The 17,354-nt window shown below is 68.2% G+C and carries 10 protein-coding genes; 8 read left to right on the top strand and 2 right to left on the bottom strand.

The window, feature by feature from the left end; all coding sequences use genetic code 11:
* Positions 1 to 272 (bottom strand): transposase (locus H623_RS0104785; protein ID WP_026939923.1); only part of this gene is annotated, 272 nt, incomplete at its 3' end.
* A 22-nt stretch (positions 273 to 294) separates the two neighbouring features.
* Positions 295 to 1,632 (bottom strand): lipase maturation factor family protein, encoded by a 1,338-nt coding sequence (locus H623_RS17810; protein WP_022899811.1) that lies wholly within the window; start codon positions 1,630 to 1,632, stop codon positions 295 to 297.
* 324 nt (positions 1,633 to 1,956) lie between these two features.
* Between H623_RS17810 and H623_RS0104775 the strand changes: the two genes are divergently transcribed.
* The 8 genes from H623_RS0104775 (at position 1,957) to H623_RS17795 (ending at position 17,307) form a co-directional block, all read left to right on the top strand.
* Complete coding sequence (locus H623_RS0104775; protein ID WP_022899810.1) at positions 1,957 to 3,015, top strand: TerC/Alx family metal homeostasis membrane protein; 1,059 nt, start codon at positions 1,957 to 1,959, stop codon at positions 3,013 to 3,015.
* Positions 2,999 to 3,796, top strand: a complete 798-nt coding sequence (locus H623_RS0104770) for a PP2C family protein-serine/threonine phosphatase (protein WP_245558872.1) — start codon at positions 2,999 to 3,001, stop codon at positions 3,794 to 3,796. The genes H623_RS0104775 and H623_RS0104770 overlap by 17 nt, the downstream gene beginning before the upstream one ends.
* A 168-nt stretch (positions 3,797 to 3,964) precedes the next feature.
* Positions 3,965 to 5,602 carry an FHA domain-containing protein gene (locus tag H623_RS20870; RefSeq protein WP_157560870.1) on the top strand — a complete coding sequence of 546 codons (1,638 nt, stop codon included), beginning with the start codon at positions 3,965 to 3,967 and terminating at the stop codon, positions 5,600 to 5,602.
* Positions 5,599 to 7,356 carry a protein kinase domain-containing protein gene (locus H623_RS0104760; RefSeq protein ID WP_022899807.1) on the top strand — a complete coding sequence of 586 codons (1,758 nt, stop codon included), beginning with the start codon at positions 5,599 to 5,601 and terminating at the stop codon, positions 7,354 to 7,356. The genes H623_RS20870 and H623_RS0104760 overlap by 4 nt, the downstream gene beginning before the upstream one ends.
* Positions 7,353 to 8,057: a hypothetical protein gene (locus tag H623_RS0104755; protein WP_026939922.1), complete on the top strand. Its 705-nt coding sequence runs from the start codon at positions 7,353 to 7,355 to the stop codon at positions 8,055 to 8,057. The genes H623_RS0104760 and H623_RS0104755 overlap by 4 nt, the downstream gene beginning before the upstream one ends.
* 232 nt (positions 8,058 to 8,289) lie before the next feature.
* Entirely contained in the window at positions 8,290 to 13,611 is a 5,322-nt protein-coding gene (locus H623_RS0104750) for an Ig-like domain-containing protein (protein ID WP_022899804.1), read from the top strand.
* 70 nt (positions 13,612 to 13,681) lie between these two features.
* Positions 13,682 to 14,974, top strand: a complete 1,293-nt coding sequence (locus H623_RS17800; protein WP_051143060.1) for a DUF58 domain-containing protein — start codon at positions 13,682 to 13,684, stop codon at positions 14,972 to 14,974.
* The gene (locus tag H623_RS17795) at positions 14,971 to 17,307 is read left to right on the top strand and encodes a transglutaminase-like domain-containing protein (protein WP_022899802.1); all 2,337 of its coding nucleotides are present in this window, start codon (positions 14,971 to 14,973) and stop codon (positions 17,305 to 17,307) included. Before H623_RS17800 ends, H623_RS17795 begins: the two co-directional genes overlap by 4 nt.
* Positions 17,308 to 17,354: the final 47 nt, after the last annotated feature.

Genomic DNA, 17,354 nt, shown 5'->3' with positions numbered 1-17,354 from the left:
GGGACATCGATCTGCACGGCCCCGACCTCGGTGAGCACCGTCTTCGACCGGGACCCGTTGCGGGCGTTCTCCCTCGTGCGGGGCTGATGCTTGTCATAGCCGAGGTGTTCGGTCATCTCCGCCTCGAGCGCGGTCTCCAGCACCCGTTTCGTCAACCCGGCCAGCAGGCCGTCCGGTCCGACCAGGCTCACGCCCTTCTTCTTCGCTTCCGCGAGCAACTGCTCGGCGATCTGCTGCTGATCGATGATCTCGCCCGTCACGGGATCAATCATCTCGACGACATCCGTCATCGCCTTACCTCTCAGTCAGGCCAGACCAGATACACCGTTTATCGGACACTCCCGTTCCGAACGGCGCGCGCCGGAGCATCCGCAGAGTCGCCGGATCGGCCTCGAGCAGCTTCTGCAGCAGCGGGTAGAACCAGTTCTCGCCGCGCGCGCCGAGCGCGAGGAACCACATCAGCCAGTCCAGCCTCAAGTGATACGGCGCGAACTGGCGCGGCCACCGGTGAGGGTCGCCGGGCTTGCCCTTGAACTCGTATTCGCGCCACTGCGCGGTAGCCCCATCCGTCGAATCGGTCGCTTCGACGATCACCTCGTAACGCTCCTTCGTCACGGAGCCGAACGCGCCGTAGGCGTTCACGAGGTGCCAGCGGTTGAAGCTCGCGTTCATCAGCTGGCGCCGGGCGAACAGGTTCTTCAGGGGCGCCCAGCTCAGCCCGAGCAACAGGATTCCCACCACGCAGATCACCACGAAGAACCAGAGCGGGGTCACGGTGTGGTCGGTGTGCGCCGGCATGGCGGGGATCACGGCGTGGACGACCGGATCGGAGATGGCGCTGAACGCCAAGACGATGGTGATCACGTTGAGCCACGCGAAGTTTCCCGACGCCACGAGCCAGAGCTGTGTGAGGATCACGATCCCCGCCGCGATGGATGCCACCGGCTGCGGTGCGAACAGGAAGAACGGCACAACCACCTGCGCGAAATGGTTTCCCAGAACCTCGATTCGGTGGAACCAGCGCGGAAGATGGTGGAAGAACCAGCTCAGCGGTCCCGGCATCGGCTGCGTCTCGTGGTGGTAATAGAGCGCCGTGAGGTCCCGCCACGAACGGTCGCCGCGCAGCTTGATCATGCCGGCGCCGAACTCGAGCCGGAACACCAGCCAGCGGAAGAACACGATCATCACCCACGGCGGCGCCTGATCGTTCGAACCGAGGAACGCCGCCGCGAATCCGGCCTCGAGCAGCAGACTCTCCCATCCGAACGCGTAGAACGTCTGACCGACATCCACGATCGAGAGGTAGCCCAACCAGACGGCCAGGAACGCGGCCATCGTCAGCCACGAGGGCGCGAGCTGAGGCAGGCCGAGAACGAGGGATGCCGCCACCAGCGCGCCGAGACCGGCCACCGTCATGAGCAGACGATCCGAGTACCGCCATCGAAAAAGTGTGGGGCCCAGCCGGGGTCCCATCCTGCGCACGAACGACGGCGTGGGCAGGAGTCCGCGTTCGCCGAGCAGCACTCGGAACTGCGCCATCGTCGAACAGAACGCGATCAGGTACAGCGCCGCGACACCCCGCACGAGGACCTGTCGCGCCAACTCGTACCCGGTCGCGTCGAACCACTCCATACGATGCCAACGCTACGAGCGTGGGATGCCCGGCTCAAGGCATCCGCGCACCTCGCCTTTCGCGTGTATCGTGTCGCCCTCCCGCTCGCACCCGCGCATGCACGGAGCGCGCCGTGCCTGTGCATTGTCACCGGACTGCGAGCAGTTCGTTCCGGTAGACTCGGTGACGCGAGGGGGAGTATCCCAGTGGTCGTCTCGGCGGCCATCGTCACGTTCGTCATCACGGGCCGTTCGGCCCCGGGCGTGCGGCGCTTCAGGCGCGGGAGAGACTCTCGTCACCCGGCGCACCCGCCGGGCTGACGAGACCCTGCGAAAGTCGCCTCGATGCTCACAGCCCTTCCGCTCTGGTTCGAGATCACGTCTCTGGTGATCCTGTGCCTCCTTCTGGTCGGCGACCTCGTGCTCGCCGTCAAACGACCGCACGTGCCCAAACCGCTCGAGGCGGCAGTGTGGGTCGGGTTCTACTCACTGCTCGCCGTCGTCTTCGCGCTCGTCCTGTTCTGGATGGGCGACGCCGAGCACGCAGGCCAGTTCCTCGCGGGCTGGCTCACCGAATACAGCCTCAGCATCGACAACCTCTTCGTCTTCATCGTGATCATGACGCGGTTCGCGGTGCCCGTGCGGTATCAGCAGGAGGCGCTGTTCGCGGGCATCATCATCGCGCTCATCCTGCGCGCGATCTTCATCGTGATCGGCGCGCAGCTGATCGAGAACTTCAGCTGGATCTTCTACCTCTTCGGCGCCTTCCTTCTGTACACCGCGTACACGCAGGCATTCGGCAAGCAGGAAGAAGAGGGACAGAAGGACAACGCGCTCACGCGGTTCGCCCGAAAGCATCTCAAGATCTCCGACCGCTTCGACAAGGGCAAGCTGCGCGTCACGATCAACGGAAAGCGGTTCTTCACACCGATGATCCTCGTGATCGTCGCGTTGGGAACGACCGACCTCTTGTTCGCTCTCGACTCCATTCCGGCGATCTTCGGCATCACCACGAGCCCGTTCCTCGTCTTCGCGGCCAACGTGTTCGCGCTGATGGGGCTTCGGCAGCTGTACTTCCTGCTCGGCCACCTGTTGGAGCGTCTCGAATACCTCAAGTACGGCATCGCGGCGATCCTGGTGTTCATCGGCGTGAAGCTCGTTCTGCACGCGCTGCACACGAACGAAGTGCCGTTCATCAACGGAGGCCGTTCCGTGCACTGGGCGCCGGAGATCGGCACCTGGGCGTCACTCGGATTCATCGCGGCGGCCATGGTTGTCGCTACCATGGCAAGTCTGACCAAGATGTGGGTGGACCGCCGGGCCGGACGGCTGCCCGACGAGCAGGAAAGACGGCAGGAGTACTCGGTCGGTGAATCTGACGCTGGCGGTGAGCGCCCGCACTGACGCGGGCGCCGTGCGCGCCGTGAACGAAGACGCGGTGCTGGCCCGCGACCCCGTGTTCGTCGTGGCCGACGGCATGGGCGGTCACGCGCGCGGCGACCTTGCCAGCAGCACGGCCGTCTCGGTGCTCGCCGAACGCATCCCGGCCGGTGCCGGCGTGACGCCGAACGATGTTCTCGACGCCATCGCCGCCGCGAACGATGCGGTGCGCGGACTGTCGACGGCGGATGCCGCGGGCATCGCCGTTGCCGGGACCACGCTCTCCGGCATCGTCGCCGTGAACGGCAGCGACGCGGGCACGCGCTACTGGATGATCGTGAACATCGGCGATTCCCGCGTCTACAGCTGGGATGGCGCGCGGCTCACCCAGCTCAGCGTCGACCACTCGGCCGTGCAGGAGCTGATCGATGCGGGCGTGATCAGCGCGCACGAAGCGGGCGGACATCCGGAGCGCAACGTCATCACGCGGGCGCTCGGAGCGGCCGACGACGTCGACGTGGACGTCTGGATGCTGCCGGCCGGCGGAGAGCAGACGTTCCTGATCTGCTCCGACGGCCTCAGCAAGGAGCTCGCGGACTCCGAGATCGCGGAGCTGTTGCGCCAGACGCCGCACGACGAGCGGCTGGCCGACGTGCTCACCGACGCGGCGATCGCCGCCGGCGGCAGGGACAACATCACGGCCGTCGTCGTCTCGTCGTGGCCGGTCGTCGGCGAGGCGGAGCGCGATACGGTGGAACGGCCTGATCACCGCCCGTATCTCGAAGACACCAGACCACGCGTCTGACGGCGAGACGGCGGCGCCGCACAACGTGCGGCGCCGATCAGGGACACGAGGCAGCACGGCGGATCCGAACACTGCAGAGCTGAAGCTCCGAGATCGGATCCGCACCAGATGACGAAGAACGAAACCCGAAAACAAGGCTTCTCACCCGAACAGCGAAGGATGACCACCGTGCTCACAGTCGAACACACCGCTCCCGGCGGCTGGCTGGCCGCCGTGATCCCGGGCCGGCTGGCGGTCGTGCACCGGCCCGACACCGATGACGGATTCGCGGCACGGCTCTGGGCCGCGCTCTGCGACGACGACGGCATTCAGCGGGTCATCGACGAACTGGCGCGAAAAGGGCTCACGAACGCCCCCGGTTTCGTGCTCGCCGAGTGGGACGGCGAGCCCGGCGCGTATCGCGCGCGCTTCATCGTGCGCGGCCAGGCAGGGGTGCTCGTCAACGCCGGCGAGACCGACGAAGACATCACAGCTCGCGGCGTCGCCACCTGGGTGGAGCGCCCCGTCGAAGGCGTGCGCGGCTTTCGTATCGAGTGCATCCCGTCCGAGCCGGCCGTCGGCATGCCGCTTCCGCTCTCCGTGGGCACGGGCTGGGTCAGCGCTCTCGCGTTCGGTTCGCTTGCGAGCGAGTTCACGGCCGGACCGAAGCGCATCTCCGCCAGCGAGTGGGTGCCGCCGGTCATCGGAAGCGCGGAGGCCGCGCCCGCCGGAGTACCCAGCGCCGCTTCGGCGACAGGCGCTCACCGTGCGTCCGAGACGGCACAGGACGCGGAAGCGAGCGGAACCGTCGAGGCGCAGGGCTCCGGAGCGGAGCGGACGCTCGGCGGGGAGCGGACCCTCGGCGGGGAGCAGACGCCCGGAGCGGAGCAGACGCCCGGAGCGGAGCAGACGCCCGGAGGGGAGCAAATCCCAGGAGCGTCCGGGGCCGCATCCGAGGACATCGACCTGGACCGCACGATCGCCGACCTCGAGGTGACCGTCGCCGGGGAGGATGCCTCCGAGCACGACCGCACGCCGGCTGCGCCGGAGCCGGGTAGCGCTTCCACGACCGCCCCGCCGGTCGCCGAGGCGCCCCAGGAGACCACCGGTTACGACCACCTGTTCGGTGCGACGCTCATGCGCAGCGTGGAGGATGCCGCGGCCCGGCCTGTCGCCGACGACGCCGACGAGCAGGTGGTCGCATCGCGCAGCGCGGCCGACTCGGGGCCGGCTGCAGCGCCGTCGCCGGTCGCACAGCCCGCGTCCGGACAGCCCGCGTCCGCACCCGCACCCTCCGCGTTCACTCCGCCGGCCGCTCCGCCCGCCGGAAGCGTGCCGCCGCTGCCGTCCGACGAAGGCAAGCTCGGGGATCACGACGGACTCACCGTGATGAGCGGCGACATCCGTGCTCTGCGGGAGTCAGCCGGAGCATCCGCCGCCTCTGCGCCGCTGCCGCAGCCGTCGCCTCCGGCTCGGCCCGTTGCGGAACCGGGGTTCGTGCTGCAGTTGCCCGACGGCGGCACGGAGCCGATCGACGGCATGGTCGTGGTGGGTCGTGCGCCCAGCGTGAGCAAGATGGGCGGCGGCCGGGTGCCGCGGCTGGTCACCGTCGACAGCATTGAGCACGACATCTCCCGCAACCACGTGCAGCTCACTCTGGAGGGCGGGACCGTGGTGGTCACCGACCTGCACTCGCGCAACGGCACGCTGATCGCGCTGCCGGGCAAGGCGCCGCAGAAGCTGCGGGCGGGCGAGCCCACGTCCGTCATCGCCGGGACGGTGATCGACCTCGGCAGCGGAGTGAACCTGGGCGTCGTGCAGGCATGAGCAGGCGCGCCGCGTCACCCGCTCCCGATCTGCCGGGGTACCGGTACGAGCGACTGCTCGGCTCCGGCGGGTTCTCGGACGTCTTCCTCTATCAGCAGCAGCTCCCGCGACGCAACGTCGCGGTCAAGGTGCTGCTGACGGATCAGCTCGACCAACAGTCGCGTGCGCACTTCGTCGATGAGGCGAACGTGATGGCGCAACTGTCTGCGCATCCCTATATCGTCACGATCTACCACGCTGACGTGTCCGCCGACGACCGGCCGTACTTCGTCATGGAGTACTGCTCGGGTCCGTCGCTCGGCGAGCGGTACAAGCGCGAGCGCTTCGCCGTCGACGACGCCCTGCGCATCGGAGTGCGGGTGGCGAGCGCGGTGGCGACGGCGCACGCCGCGGGCATCCTGCACCGTGACATCAAGCCGGCCAACGTGCTCACGAATGACTTCGGCTGGCCTGCCCTGACCGACTTCGGCATCTCCTCGACGCTCGAAGACGAGATGCCGCTGCACACCACGACGCTCTCCGAGCTCTCCCGTTCCGAAGCGCATGAGACGACGAGCAAGCAGTCGGTCGGACTCTCGGTGCCGTGGTCACCCCCGGAGATGTTCGAGGACGATCCGCGGCCCGACGTGCGCAGCGATGTCTTCTCGCTCGCGGCCACGCTCTATACGCTGCTTGCGGGTCACACGCCGTTCGAGATCCCCGGGCGCTCCAACGGCACGCTCGACCTGATCGGGCGCATCGAGCGCGGCGCCATCACGCCGCTCGACCGACCGGATGTTCCGCGCACGCTGATCGCGGTGCTCGCCAAGGGCATGGCCTCGCGCCCCGACGACCGTTTCGCCTCCGCCGTCGACTTCGCCCGCGCGCTGCAGCGCATCGAGCTCGAGCTCGGATACTCGCCGACCGGCATCGAGGTCCCGAATCTCGCAGTCGCGGCCCCGCAGTCCACGCAGGATGCCGGCGATTCCGCCGACGAGACCCGGTTGCGTCCCGTGGCCACCGTGGTCGCGCAGCCCGCGCCACCGAGGCCCGCTCCGCAGGCGCCTCCTGCACCACCGGCGCCCCGCGCGCCCTCCGGTGCGCCGTCGGCCGCAGCAGCGGGAGCAGACGCAACCCGGCTGCGTGGCGTGCAGCCGATCGCGGCCCAGCCGGTTGCCGGGCACCCGGTCGGCGGGCAGACCGCTGCCCATCCAGCCGGAACCGAGCCGAGGTCGGCCGCCGAGCCCGTGGCCGAACACACGATCATCCGGCGCGGATCCGTGAGCCCAGTGGTCGACGCCGATGGCGCAGTCGACGACGCGACGGCAGCTGATGGAGCTGCCGCACCTGCGAAGCGCAGGGGACGCGCCGGGCTCGTGGCGGGCATCCTCGTCGGCTGTCTCGTGGTGATCGGAGGGGGAGTCGCCGCCGCGGTCGCGCTCGCGCCCCACGGGGACTCGAAGCAGACGCACACGTCGGCTCCGGGCAACCACGATGGGGAGATCACGGTCTCCGGCGTCCCCGATCCGGTGCTCAAGTCGGCCGTGCGAAGCACGGACGGCACGAGCGTGACGTTCACCTGGAAGAACCCGAAGCCGAAGCCCGCCGACTCCTACCAGTGGCAGCAGGAGGGCACGACGAACGGGCCGACGCGCACCGACGATGCGCACGCCACCGTGACGGGCCTGCAGCCTGGCTCGGCTGTGTGCATCGACATCGCGATCATCCGTGACGGCCGTTCGTCGCCGAACCCGCTGAAGGCGTGCTCATCATGACGCCGCTGACGCTCGAGTTCTGCGGGGAGGAGCACCGCATCGAGTCACCCGGCGACTTCACCGTCGGCCGGGAGTCCGATCTCTCGCTCGACGACAACCCGTATCTGCACCGCCGCTTCTTGCGCATCTTCGACGAGTTCGGCATGTGGTGGATCGCGAACGTAGGCACGCTTCTCACCGCCACCGTGACCGACGGCACCGGGGGAGTACAGGCGTGGCTCGCGCCTGGTGCGCGGTTGCCCATCGTGTTCGAGACGATGCACGTGATGTTCAGCGCCGGGCCCACCACCTACGACTTCACGATCCATAACACCGGCGACCTCTTCAGCACGTCGCGCATCCTGCAGGAGACGGGCGGGTCGACGACGATTCTGCCGGTCACGCTGACCACGAGTCAGCGTCAGCTCATCGTCGCTCTCGCGGAGGGTGTTCTCAGCCAGCAGATCCCCGGGCGGGCCGAAGTGCCGACGTCCGCGGATGCCGCGGCTCGCCTCGGCTGGTCCCTCACGACCTTCAATCGCAAGCTCGACAACGTGTGCGACAAGCTCGACAAACTCGGCGTGGCGGGTCTGCGCGGCGGTGCGGGCAAGCTGGCCACGAGCCGGCGAACGCGTCTCGTCGAGTACGCGGTCGCCACGCACCTGGTCGGACGCGAGGACCTCGCTCTGCTGGAGCAGCCGCCCGCAGACAAGGAATCGTGATCCCTGCCGGGTACCAGCTCGCGCGCTCGGGCGCAGAGGAGCGGTTCGTCCCCGTAGAGCGGTTCATCCCGGTGGAGCAGTTCGTCCCGGCGTCGAAGTCCGCCCCGGCGGCGTCCGTTGCGAGGCGGCCCGGTTCGTCACCCATTCGGAGGTGTGCTAGCTTGTACGGGCTCGGGGGCAGGACGCAGCCCCGCTTCGCGGGTGCAGGGACACAGCCAGGGGAGGGACGACCGTGCTGAAGTCCCTCGCTGCGTGGACGCGGGCGCACAAAGCGCTGGCGTCGGCCGTCGTCATCGCGCTCGTCGCCGCCGTTCCTGCGACTTTCGCCGTGCTGCACAGGGGATTCCCGACCGACGATGTGAACCTCGACACCCGCGACGTCTGGGTGACCAACGGCGACACGCTCATGGCCGGCCGTCTGAACCACCAGATCGATCAGCTCGACGCGGCCGTGACCGGGGCATCCAGCGACATCGACGTTCTGCAGGACGGCACAGCCTACTTTCTCGTCGACAGCAAGAACGGCACGCTCGAGCGCATCGACCCGGCATTCGTCTCGCTCGTCGACCGCGTAAGCATCCCCGCCGGATCGGCCGTCGCCTACGGCGGAAGCACGGTCGCGATCACCTCTCCCCAGGGAAAGGTCTGGGTGCTGGATGCCTCGTCACGCCTCGCCTTCGACCCCACCAAGACGAGACCCGCGGCCCAGCTCGGCAGCGGCACGAAGACCGTGGTCACGAAGAGCGGCATCACCTACAGCGCGTCGCCGGCCCACCACTCGCTGGTGCGGGTCGAGCATCCGGGCGCGTCAGCATCGTCGTCGGACCTCGACGTCCCCGACCGGTTCCAGCTCTCGGCCGTCGGCGACCAGCCGGTCATTCTCGACACCACGCTCAACCGCGTTCTGATCGGGTCCGGCACGAAGGTGAACCTGCCGTCGAAAGCACTGCAGCTGCAGCAGGCGGGTGCCGACAACGACTATGTCCTGGTGGCCTCCGGAAGCGCCCTGATGGAGGTTCCGCTCTCCGGTGGTGACGTGCGCATCATCGGCGCCGGCGTGAAGAAGGCCGTGACGAAGACCGACCAGGTGTCCGCGCCGGTGTGGCTGAACGGATGCGCCTACGGGGCCTGGGCGGGCGCCGCACGCTATCTCTACGCGTGCGATGGACAAGCATCCGTCGGCGTCGACATCGACCAGCAGGTCTCGGGCGCAGACCTGCGCTTCCGCGTCAACCACAGCGTCATCGCCCTGAACAATCTCGAGAACGGCGACGCGTGGGTGGTGTCGAACCACATGCGTCTCGTGCAGAACTGGGCGACGCTGAAGCCGAACGACACGGAGGTCAACGGCAACACCGGCAAGGAGAAGCCGGTGTTGCAGTCGTTCGAGGACACCCTGGCGCACCGCACCGCCACGAACCATGCTCCGACCGCCGTCGACGACAACTTCGGCGTGCGCGCCGGGCGCTCCACGGTGCTCCCCGTGCTCGACAACGACACCGATCAGGACGGCGACGTTCTGACCGTGACGAAGGTCTCCCCGGTGCCTTCGGCCGAAGGCCACCTCGACGTCATCGAGGGCGGCCGTGCGGTGCAGCTGACCGTGCCCGCGGGCGTCACGGGCGGCGTGTCGTTCCGATACACGATCGACGACGGGCGCGGCGGCCAGGCGAGCGCGCAGGTGAACGCGACAGTGCATCCGGACTCGCAGAACCTGGCACCGACCTCGACACGGGCGAGCGCCGCGACCGTCGAGGTCGGACAGTCTGTGAAGTACGACGTGCTCAACGACTGGATCGACCCGGACGGCGACGACATCTCGCTGGCTTCCGCGCAGTCGACGACCGAAGACGACGTGCAGTTCCAGCCGAACGGGAACATCACGTTCCAGAGCAAGAACGGACAGACGGGCGTCAAAGAGGTCCGGTACACGGTGTCGGACGGCCACGCGAGCGCGACCGGCACGCTCATGGTCACGGTGAAGCCGCAGGGCTCGCTCGCACCGGTCGCGACGCCCGACTTCGGCAGCGGGTTCGTGACGCAGCCGATCACGATCTTCCCGCTGCAGAACGATCTTTCGCCCTCGGGCGACGAACTGGACCTCGTGGGTGCGAACGCCGACAGCGGGCCGTCCACGCCAGCGGTCGTGACGGACTCGCAGAAGGGCTCGGTCACGGTCACGGCGTCGAGCGTCGGCGAGTACTACCTGAAGTACTCCCTCGGTTCGGGATCGAAGACAACGACGGGCCTGATCCGCATCGACGTGGCGGCCGGCGGTGGCGAGAGCGGACCGATCGCCGTGGCAGACGATGCCTACGTGCGACCGGGCGAGACGACGACTGTCAACCCGCTCGCGAATGACTCCTCGCCCTCGGGCCAAGTGCTCGCGGTCCGCTCGGTGACGAAGACGGATGCCGCGAGCGATCTGAACGTGGAACTGCTCGACAACCAGGTGGTCAAGGTCACCTCGCCCACGGTCCTGCCGCGCCAGGTGCAGCTCACGTACGTCGTCTCCGATGGCACCAAACAGGCGACGTCGACCATCACGGTGGTGCCGATCCCGCCGTTGGTCTCGCACCAGCCTCCGGTCGCCGTGGATGACACGGTGACGGTGCGGGTGGGCGACATCACGACGGTCCCCGTGCTCGAGAACGACTATTCGCCCGACGATGAGGCATTCGCGCTCGATGCGAAACTGAAGGACGTCTCCAACGAGGGCGACGGTGCGACGGCCTTCGTCAGCGGAAGCGATGTGCGCTATCAGGCGCCGACGAAAGCCGGGCAGTACTCGGTCTCGTACAGCATCAGCGACAAGTGGAAGCAGACCGCCATCGCGACTGTCACGTTCGTCGTCACCGCGAAGACCGGAAAGGACCGGTCGCCGAACCCGTCGTCGCTCACGGCGCGCACCTTCGCCGGATCGGCGATCCCCATCACCGTGCCGTTGAACGGCATCGACCCCGATGGCGATTCCGTCACGCTCAGCGGCATCGTGAGCCAGCCGACGCTGGGCAGGATCGCCGGGTCGACGTCGAACTCGTTCACCTACCAGGCCTACGCCGCATCCGGCGGCACCGACACGTTCACGTACAAGGTCACCGACACGTACGGCAAGACGGCGACCGGTACCGTGCGGATCGGCGTCGTCCCGCGACCGTCCTCCCTCGAGCCACCCGTTGCCGTGAACGACACTGTGGAGGTCAAGCCGGGACGCACCGCCGCGGTGCCGGTGCTGAACAACGACTCGGATCCGAACGGTTACACGATTTCGGTCGAGAAGAAGCTGTCCGATGTGGATGACGCGCTGAAGGCATCCGTGCACGGCAAGATCGTGCTCGTCAAGGCACCGCAGAAGCAGGGCGTCTACGTGGCGCGGTACACCATCACCAACGGGCAGGGCGGCCAGGACAGCGCCTACGTGCAGGTAATCGTCACGACGAAGGCGAAGCCGGTCTACCCGACGGCGGTCGACCAGGTCGTGGAGCCCGCGAAGGCTGCGGGAAAGAAGTCCGTCAAGGTCGACGTGTACGACGGCGCGGTCAACCCGTCGGATCTGGTGAACAAGCTCGAGGTGGCGGTCACCGGCCCGAACGCGAAGTCCGCCACCGTCGGCGACAACGGCGAGGTCGCCGTCGAACCCGGCAAGCGGCGCATGGCCGTCGCGTTCACGCTGACCGACCCGACCACCGGACTGGCGGGGGAGGCGTTCATCGTCGTGCCGCCGGCATCCGACGGCACAGCGCCGCCGAAGATCAAGGTCCCGCAGCAGATCGTGGCCATGAACGGCACGAAGACGTGGAAGCTCTCCGACATCGTCAGCGTCCCCTCGGGGCGCCCCGCGAAGATCACCGGGGGCGACGGCGTCACCGTCACGCACTCCGGCAAGTCCGCCTACATCGACGATCAGACTCTCACGTTCAGCGCCGACAAGGACTACCGAGGACCGGCCGCGATCACGTTCAAGGTGAACGACGGACGCGACCCCGGTGCGTCCAAAGACCGCGTGACGTCGCTCGTGCTGCCGATCACTGTCGGTAATCCGGACCAGTCCGACGTGCCGCCGACGTTCACCCCGCCCACCGTCACGATCGAGGCGGGCGAGGCGGCCACGAAGGTGGACTTGCGGGCTTCGAGCTTCCATCCGAACCCGGCGATTCTGAACAAGCTCGCGTACACCGACTTCTCGGCGGCGACGAACGGCATCCAGGCCTCCCCGAGCGGATCGACACTGTCGATCTCGGCGCCGTTCGGTGTGCAGCCCGGTGCCTCGACGACGATCACGTTCAAGGTCAATTCGCCGACGACATCCATCGCGGGCTCGGTGAACGTCAAAGTGGTCAGCTCGACGCGACCGCTGGCGCAACAGAAGGACGCCCCGTACACGCAGGACGTGAAGCGCGGCAAGACCGTGAGCTGGTCGAACGCCACGAGTGACGACTACTGGGTGAACCCGTTCCCCGGGCATCCGCTGACCATCGCGAGCGCGAAGGCCGTGAGCGCGCCCAAGGGCGTCGACGTGACGTTCACCCACTCGTCCATCACGGTCAGCGTCGGCTCCGGGGCGGCGATCGGCACCGTCAACATCCAGTTCACCGTCGAGGACGCGACGAAGGATCCGGCGCGCACCAAGTCGACGATCGGCCAGTATCAGGTGACGATCCACGACGTTCCAGACAGGATGGAGCCGCCGAGCAACGTCAAGGGAGGCGACAGCACTGTCAGCTTCCACACGGTGGCACCGCAGGCGAACGGCAAGACGATCGAGAAGTACGAGATCCGCTGGCTTGCCGGCGGCAGCGCCAAGGGCTCCAAGGGGATCTCGCTCGGTGACGACTCCGTGGGTGGCCTGACGAACGGCACCACCTACACGCTGCAGGCCCGCGCGTACAACGCCGACGGATGGGGCGAATGGTCGGCGGACTCGAGCGGGGTGACACCGTATGGCACACCGTCCGCCCCGACGAACCTGAATCTGTCTGCGAAGAGTGACTACGCTCCCTCGGGCTTCAACCTCTCCTGGAGCAAGCCGAACGACACCGGCGGCGGGGCTGTGACCTACGAGTACAACTTCAACGGCGAGGGCTGGAAGAGTGTGGGAGCGAGCACGTCGGCGTCCGTCGGGCAGCACAACGCGGGCACGTACAACTTCCAGGTTCGCGCCACGAACAACGGCAGCGGCAGGACCGGACCGCCGCAGACGTCGTCGAACGTCAAGATCGAGAAGAAGCCCGACCCACCGAAGTCGGCCTCCGTGGCGAAGGGCGCATCGAGCGGCGTCGGCGTGGATCGCTATCTCTGCGCCTCGTTCGAGAACCTCCCGAGTGGCACCTATACGCTCACCGGTCTCCTGAACGGCAGCTCGTCCTGGGCGGGATACAACGTGCGTACCGTCTCGCTGAGCGGCTCCGGGCACTACTGCTTCACGTCGTATCTCGGCATACGCAACTCGGACACCATCGCGGTGAAGTTCCAGGGCCCCTGGAGCGGAACACCGTCGACCAATAACTGGGACGGCCTGGCCGCCCACAACTGGCAGCCCGGACTCAACAACTGATCCGACATCGAACACCGGACTCGCAGAGAACACAGAGAAACAGAGAAACAGAGAACACAGGACCCGCAGAATGACGACCGCTGAACGCCCACCGCGCTCGCAGGCATCCTTCGCCCTGCGAGAGCTGTGGGGCGCCCTGGGAGACGGCCTCCGCGCGCTCATGCGCGGCATCCGCCGCGTCACGGCGCGTCCGGTCGCGGCTCTGGCGCGGGCCACCGAGGCGGTGACCGCGCTCGGCTGGATCGTCATCGGCGCGGCGGTCGTGTCGTACGTCTTTGCCTTCGGATTCGGGTGGGCGGAGTTCGCGTTCATCGCCATCGCGCTGAGCGCAGCAATGCTCGCCGCGTGCGCGTTCCTGTTCGGCCGCGCGACCTACCGCGTCACCGTCGAGCTCAACCCGCGACGGGTCACCGCGGGCGACCGGGCGATGGGCAGCATGGCCGTGCAGAACACGGGCGAGAAGACCGTGCTGCCGACCCGCATGGAACTTCCGGTCGGCGAGGGACTTGCAGAGTTCATCGTGCCGCGGCTGGCCGCCGGCGCCGACGACGAGAACCTGTTCGCCATTCCCACGCAGCGTCGCGCGCTCATCGTGGCGGGACCGGCCATCAGCGTACGTGGCGACCAGCTCGGGCTCCTGCGTCGCACGACCCGGTGGACCGACCAGGTCGAGCTCTTCGTTCACCCGAAGACGGCCAGGATCGCGGCCACGGCACGGGGGCTCGTGCGCGACCTCGAGGGCCAGACGACGAAGGCGATCACGGACAGCGATCTCGCCTTCCACGCGCTGCGGTCGTACGAACCGGGCGACGACATCCGCAACGTGCACTGGCGCAGCTCGGCGCGCACCGGGCAGCTCATGGTGCGGCAGTACCAAGAGACCCGGCGCTCGCAGCTGCTGCTGATGATGAGCGCCGATCGACGTCACTACGCCTCGGACGAGGAGTTCGAGCTGGCCGTGTCGTCGCTCGCGTCGATCGGCGTCGAGGTCATCTCCGAGGAGTCCGAGCTCGACGTGATCTGGGAAGAGGCGAAGCTCCGGGAGCGTACGCCGATGACCCTGCTCGACGACACGTGCCGCATCCAGCCCGTCGACAGCCGCTACGAGACGCTGCGCGAGTTCGCCCGCATCGCGGGCGCGCGCCTGGCCGACCCCAGCCTGGTGATCGCCGTCGTCGGCAGCATCGCCTCCAACAGAGAGCTCCACGGGCTGTCCTCGCTCTACCCCGGCGACACGCCGGTGATCATCGTGCGCACGGCCGTCGACGCCGAGCCGGGCCTGCGCAAGGTCGGGAACGCCGTCGTGGCCACGGTCACGCGGCTTCCCGAGCTCGCCGGCCTGCTGCAGAGGGCGGGACGATGACCGCGACGACAGCGCCGCTGGGCGCCGCTCGACGGAGTTCGCGCGTGAACGCGTCGACGTGGACCGACATCGCGGTCTTCGCCGCGCTCACGGTGATCGCCGTTCTCGGCTTCGCACCGGCCTTCGGCCCCCTCGGATACCTGGTCGCCGGCATCGGCGGCCTCATCGTCGGCGCGGCCGTCGCCATCACGGGCACGCTGCTGCGGCTCTCCGCCGTGCTGACCGTGCTGATCGGAGTCGGCGCGTATTTCGTGTTCGGCACCGCATTCGCCCTGCCCGGCGAAGGAGTGTTCGCCGTCGTGCCGACGCCGACCTCGCTGCTCGACCTGGCTACCGGGGCGGTGTTCGGGTGGTCGGATGCCGTCACCCTGCGCGCTCCGCTCGAGGCACCGCCGTCGGTGGCCGTCGTGCCCTTCGCGACGACTCTCATCGTCTCGCTCGCCTGCGTGATGATCGCGCTCCGCCGTCCGCCCACAGGCCGAGGAGCGACGTGGCGGGCCGCACTTCTCGTGCTCGGTCCGGCCGTCGTGTTCCTCACGGCTGTACTGCTCGGCACACGGGACCCGTACTACGCCGGCGTGCGCGGTCTGGCCTTCACGGCGATCGCGCTGGCGTGGCTCGGGTGGCGCATCCGCGCCTCGAAGCGGTCCATCTCGGCTGACCCTGGCCTCACGCGCAAGGCGATCGCCGGTTCGGCGATCGTCGTCGCGGTCGCCGTCGTGGTGGGCGGCATCGGCGGCTACGTCGCCTCGCCCGCACCGGCGTCCCGGCTCGTGGTGCGCGACGCCGTGCAGCCGCCGTTCGATCCGCTCGACTATCCGGCGCCGCTGGCATCCTTCCGCAAGTACACGAACGACCTGCGCAAGACGAAGCTGTTCAGCGCCACGAACCTCGGCAAGGGCACGCTCGTACGGCTCGCCACGATGGACAGCTACAACGGCGTGGTGTGGAGCGTCACCGGGCCCGGCGAGCAAGCCGACGGTTCCGGCAGCTTCGAGCTTCTGGGCAGCACCATCCCGAACCCGCCACTGTTCACCCCCGGCGCCACGACCACCTCGAAGTTCAGCATTCTCAAGTACGACAACGTGTGGATGCCGACCCTCGGGTACACGAGCCACCTCGCCTTCGACAGATACACGGGCACGGACCCGACGACGACGGTGCGCGTGAACGCGGCGACCGGCACCACGGCCGTCACGAGCGGCGTGTCCAGGGGACTGACCTACACCGTGCAGGCGACGGCGCAGAAGATCCCGAACGACAAATCGCTGAAGCGTGTGCCCACGGCGAAGCTCGACATGCCGAGCATCACGAATGTGCCCGACGTGATCGCCACCAAGGCCGAGCAGTACGCAGGCGGCTCGGCCAGTGCCATCCAGAAGCTTCGCAACATCGAGCGGTCGCTGAAGAAGCTGGGCTACCTCAGCCACGGGCGGGCATCCGACCCGGTTCCGTCACGGGCCGGCGAGGGCGCCGATCGCATGAACGACCTCCTGCAGAAGACGCCCATGGTCGGCGACCAGGAGCAGTACACGACCGCGTTCGCGCTGATGGCCCGGCACCTGGGATATCCGGCGCGCGTGGTGATGGGCTTCAAGGACCACTCGAATGCGAAGGGCACGGTGACGTTCACGGGCAACGACATCACGGCCTGGGTCGAGGTGGCGTTCGCGGGCGTGGGCTGGGTGCCGTTCTTCCCGACGCCCACCAAGACCGACGCGCCGAAGGACCAGACGGTGAAGCCGAAGCTGCAGCCGCAGCCTCAGGTGCGACAGCCGCCGAACACGCCGCCGAAGGCGGACGAGCTGCTGACCCCCGTGAAGACCAAAGACAGCAAGCCGCCGAAGGACAAGAGCGCATTCGCTCTCCCGGTGTGGGCCTACTACGCCGGCGGCGGTCTCGTGGCGCTGGCGTTGGTGATCTTCGTCCCCATGCTCGTCGTGTTCCTGCTCAAGAAGCGTCGTCGTCGCCGTCGCGCACGCGGGCCGGGGGACCGGCGAGCGGCCGGCGCCTGGGACGAACTCGTCGACAGCTTCGGCGAGCTGGGATATCGCGTCCCCGTTGTCGCCACGCGCAGGGTGACCGCGTCGTCGCTCGAGGCTCAGTCCGCGCAACAGGGCATCGCACTTGCGCCCGAGGCGCTGGGCGAACTGGCCTCCGCCGCCGACGCCGCTGTGTTCGACGGCAGCATCGTGAGCGACGACCGCAGCTCGACCCTGTGGCAGCACATCGACGAGACGGTGGCGACGGTGGCGGCCTCGGCCGGCTGGCTGCGCCGTCGTATCGCGTCGTACCGGTTCCGGCGCGCCGGACCGGCATCGTCCTCCGACTGAGACCGAGGGCTCGCGCCCTGTCGGAGGGAAGACCGCGTCGACCAATA

It is taken from the genome of Humibacter albus DSM 18994, from assembly GCF_000421825.1.
Taxonomy (GTDB): domain Bacteria; phylum Actinomycetota; class Actinomycetes; order Actinomycetales; family Microbacteriaceae; genus Humibacter; species Humibacter albus.
Note: the sequence above shows the minus strand (reverse complement) of the source record. Positions and strands in the feature narration are given on the sequence as shown.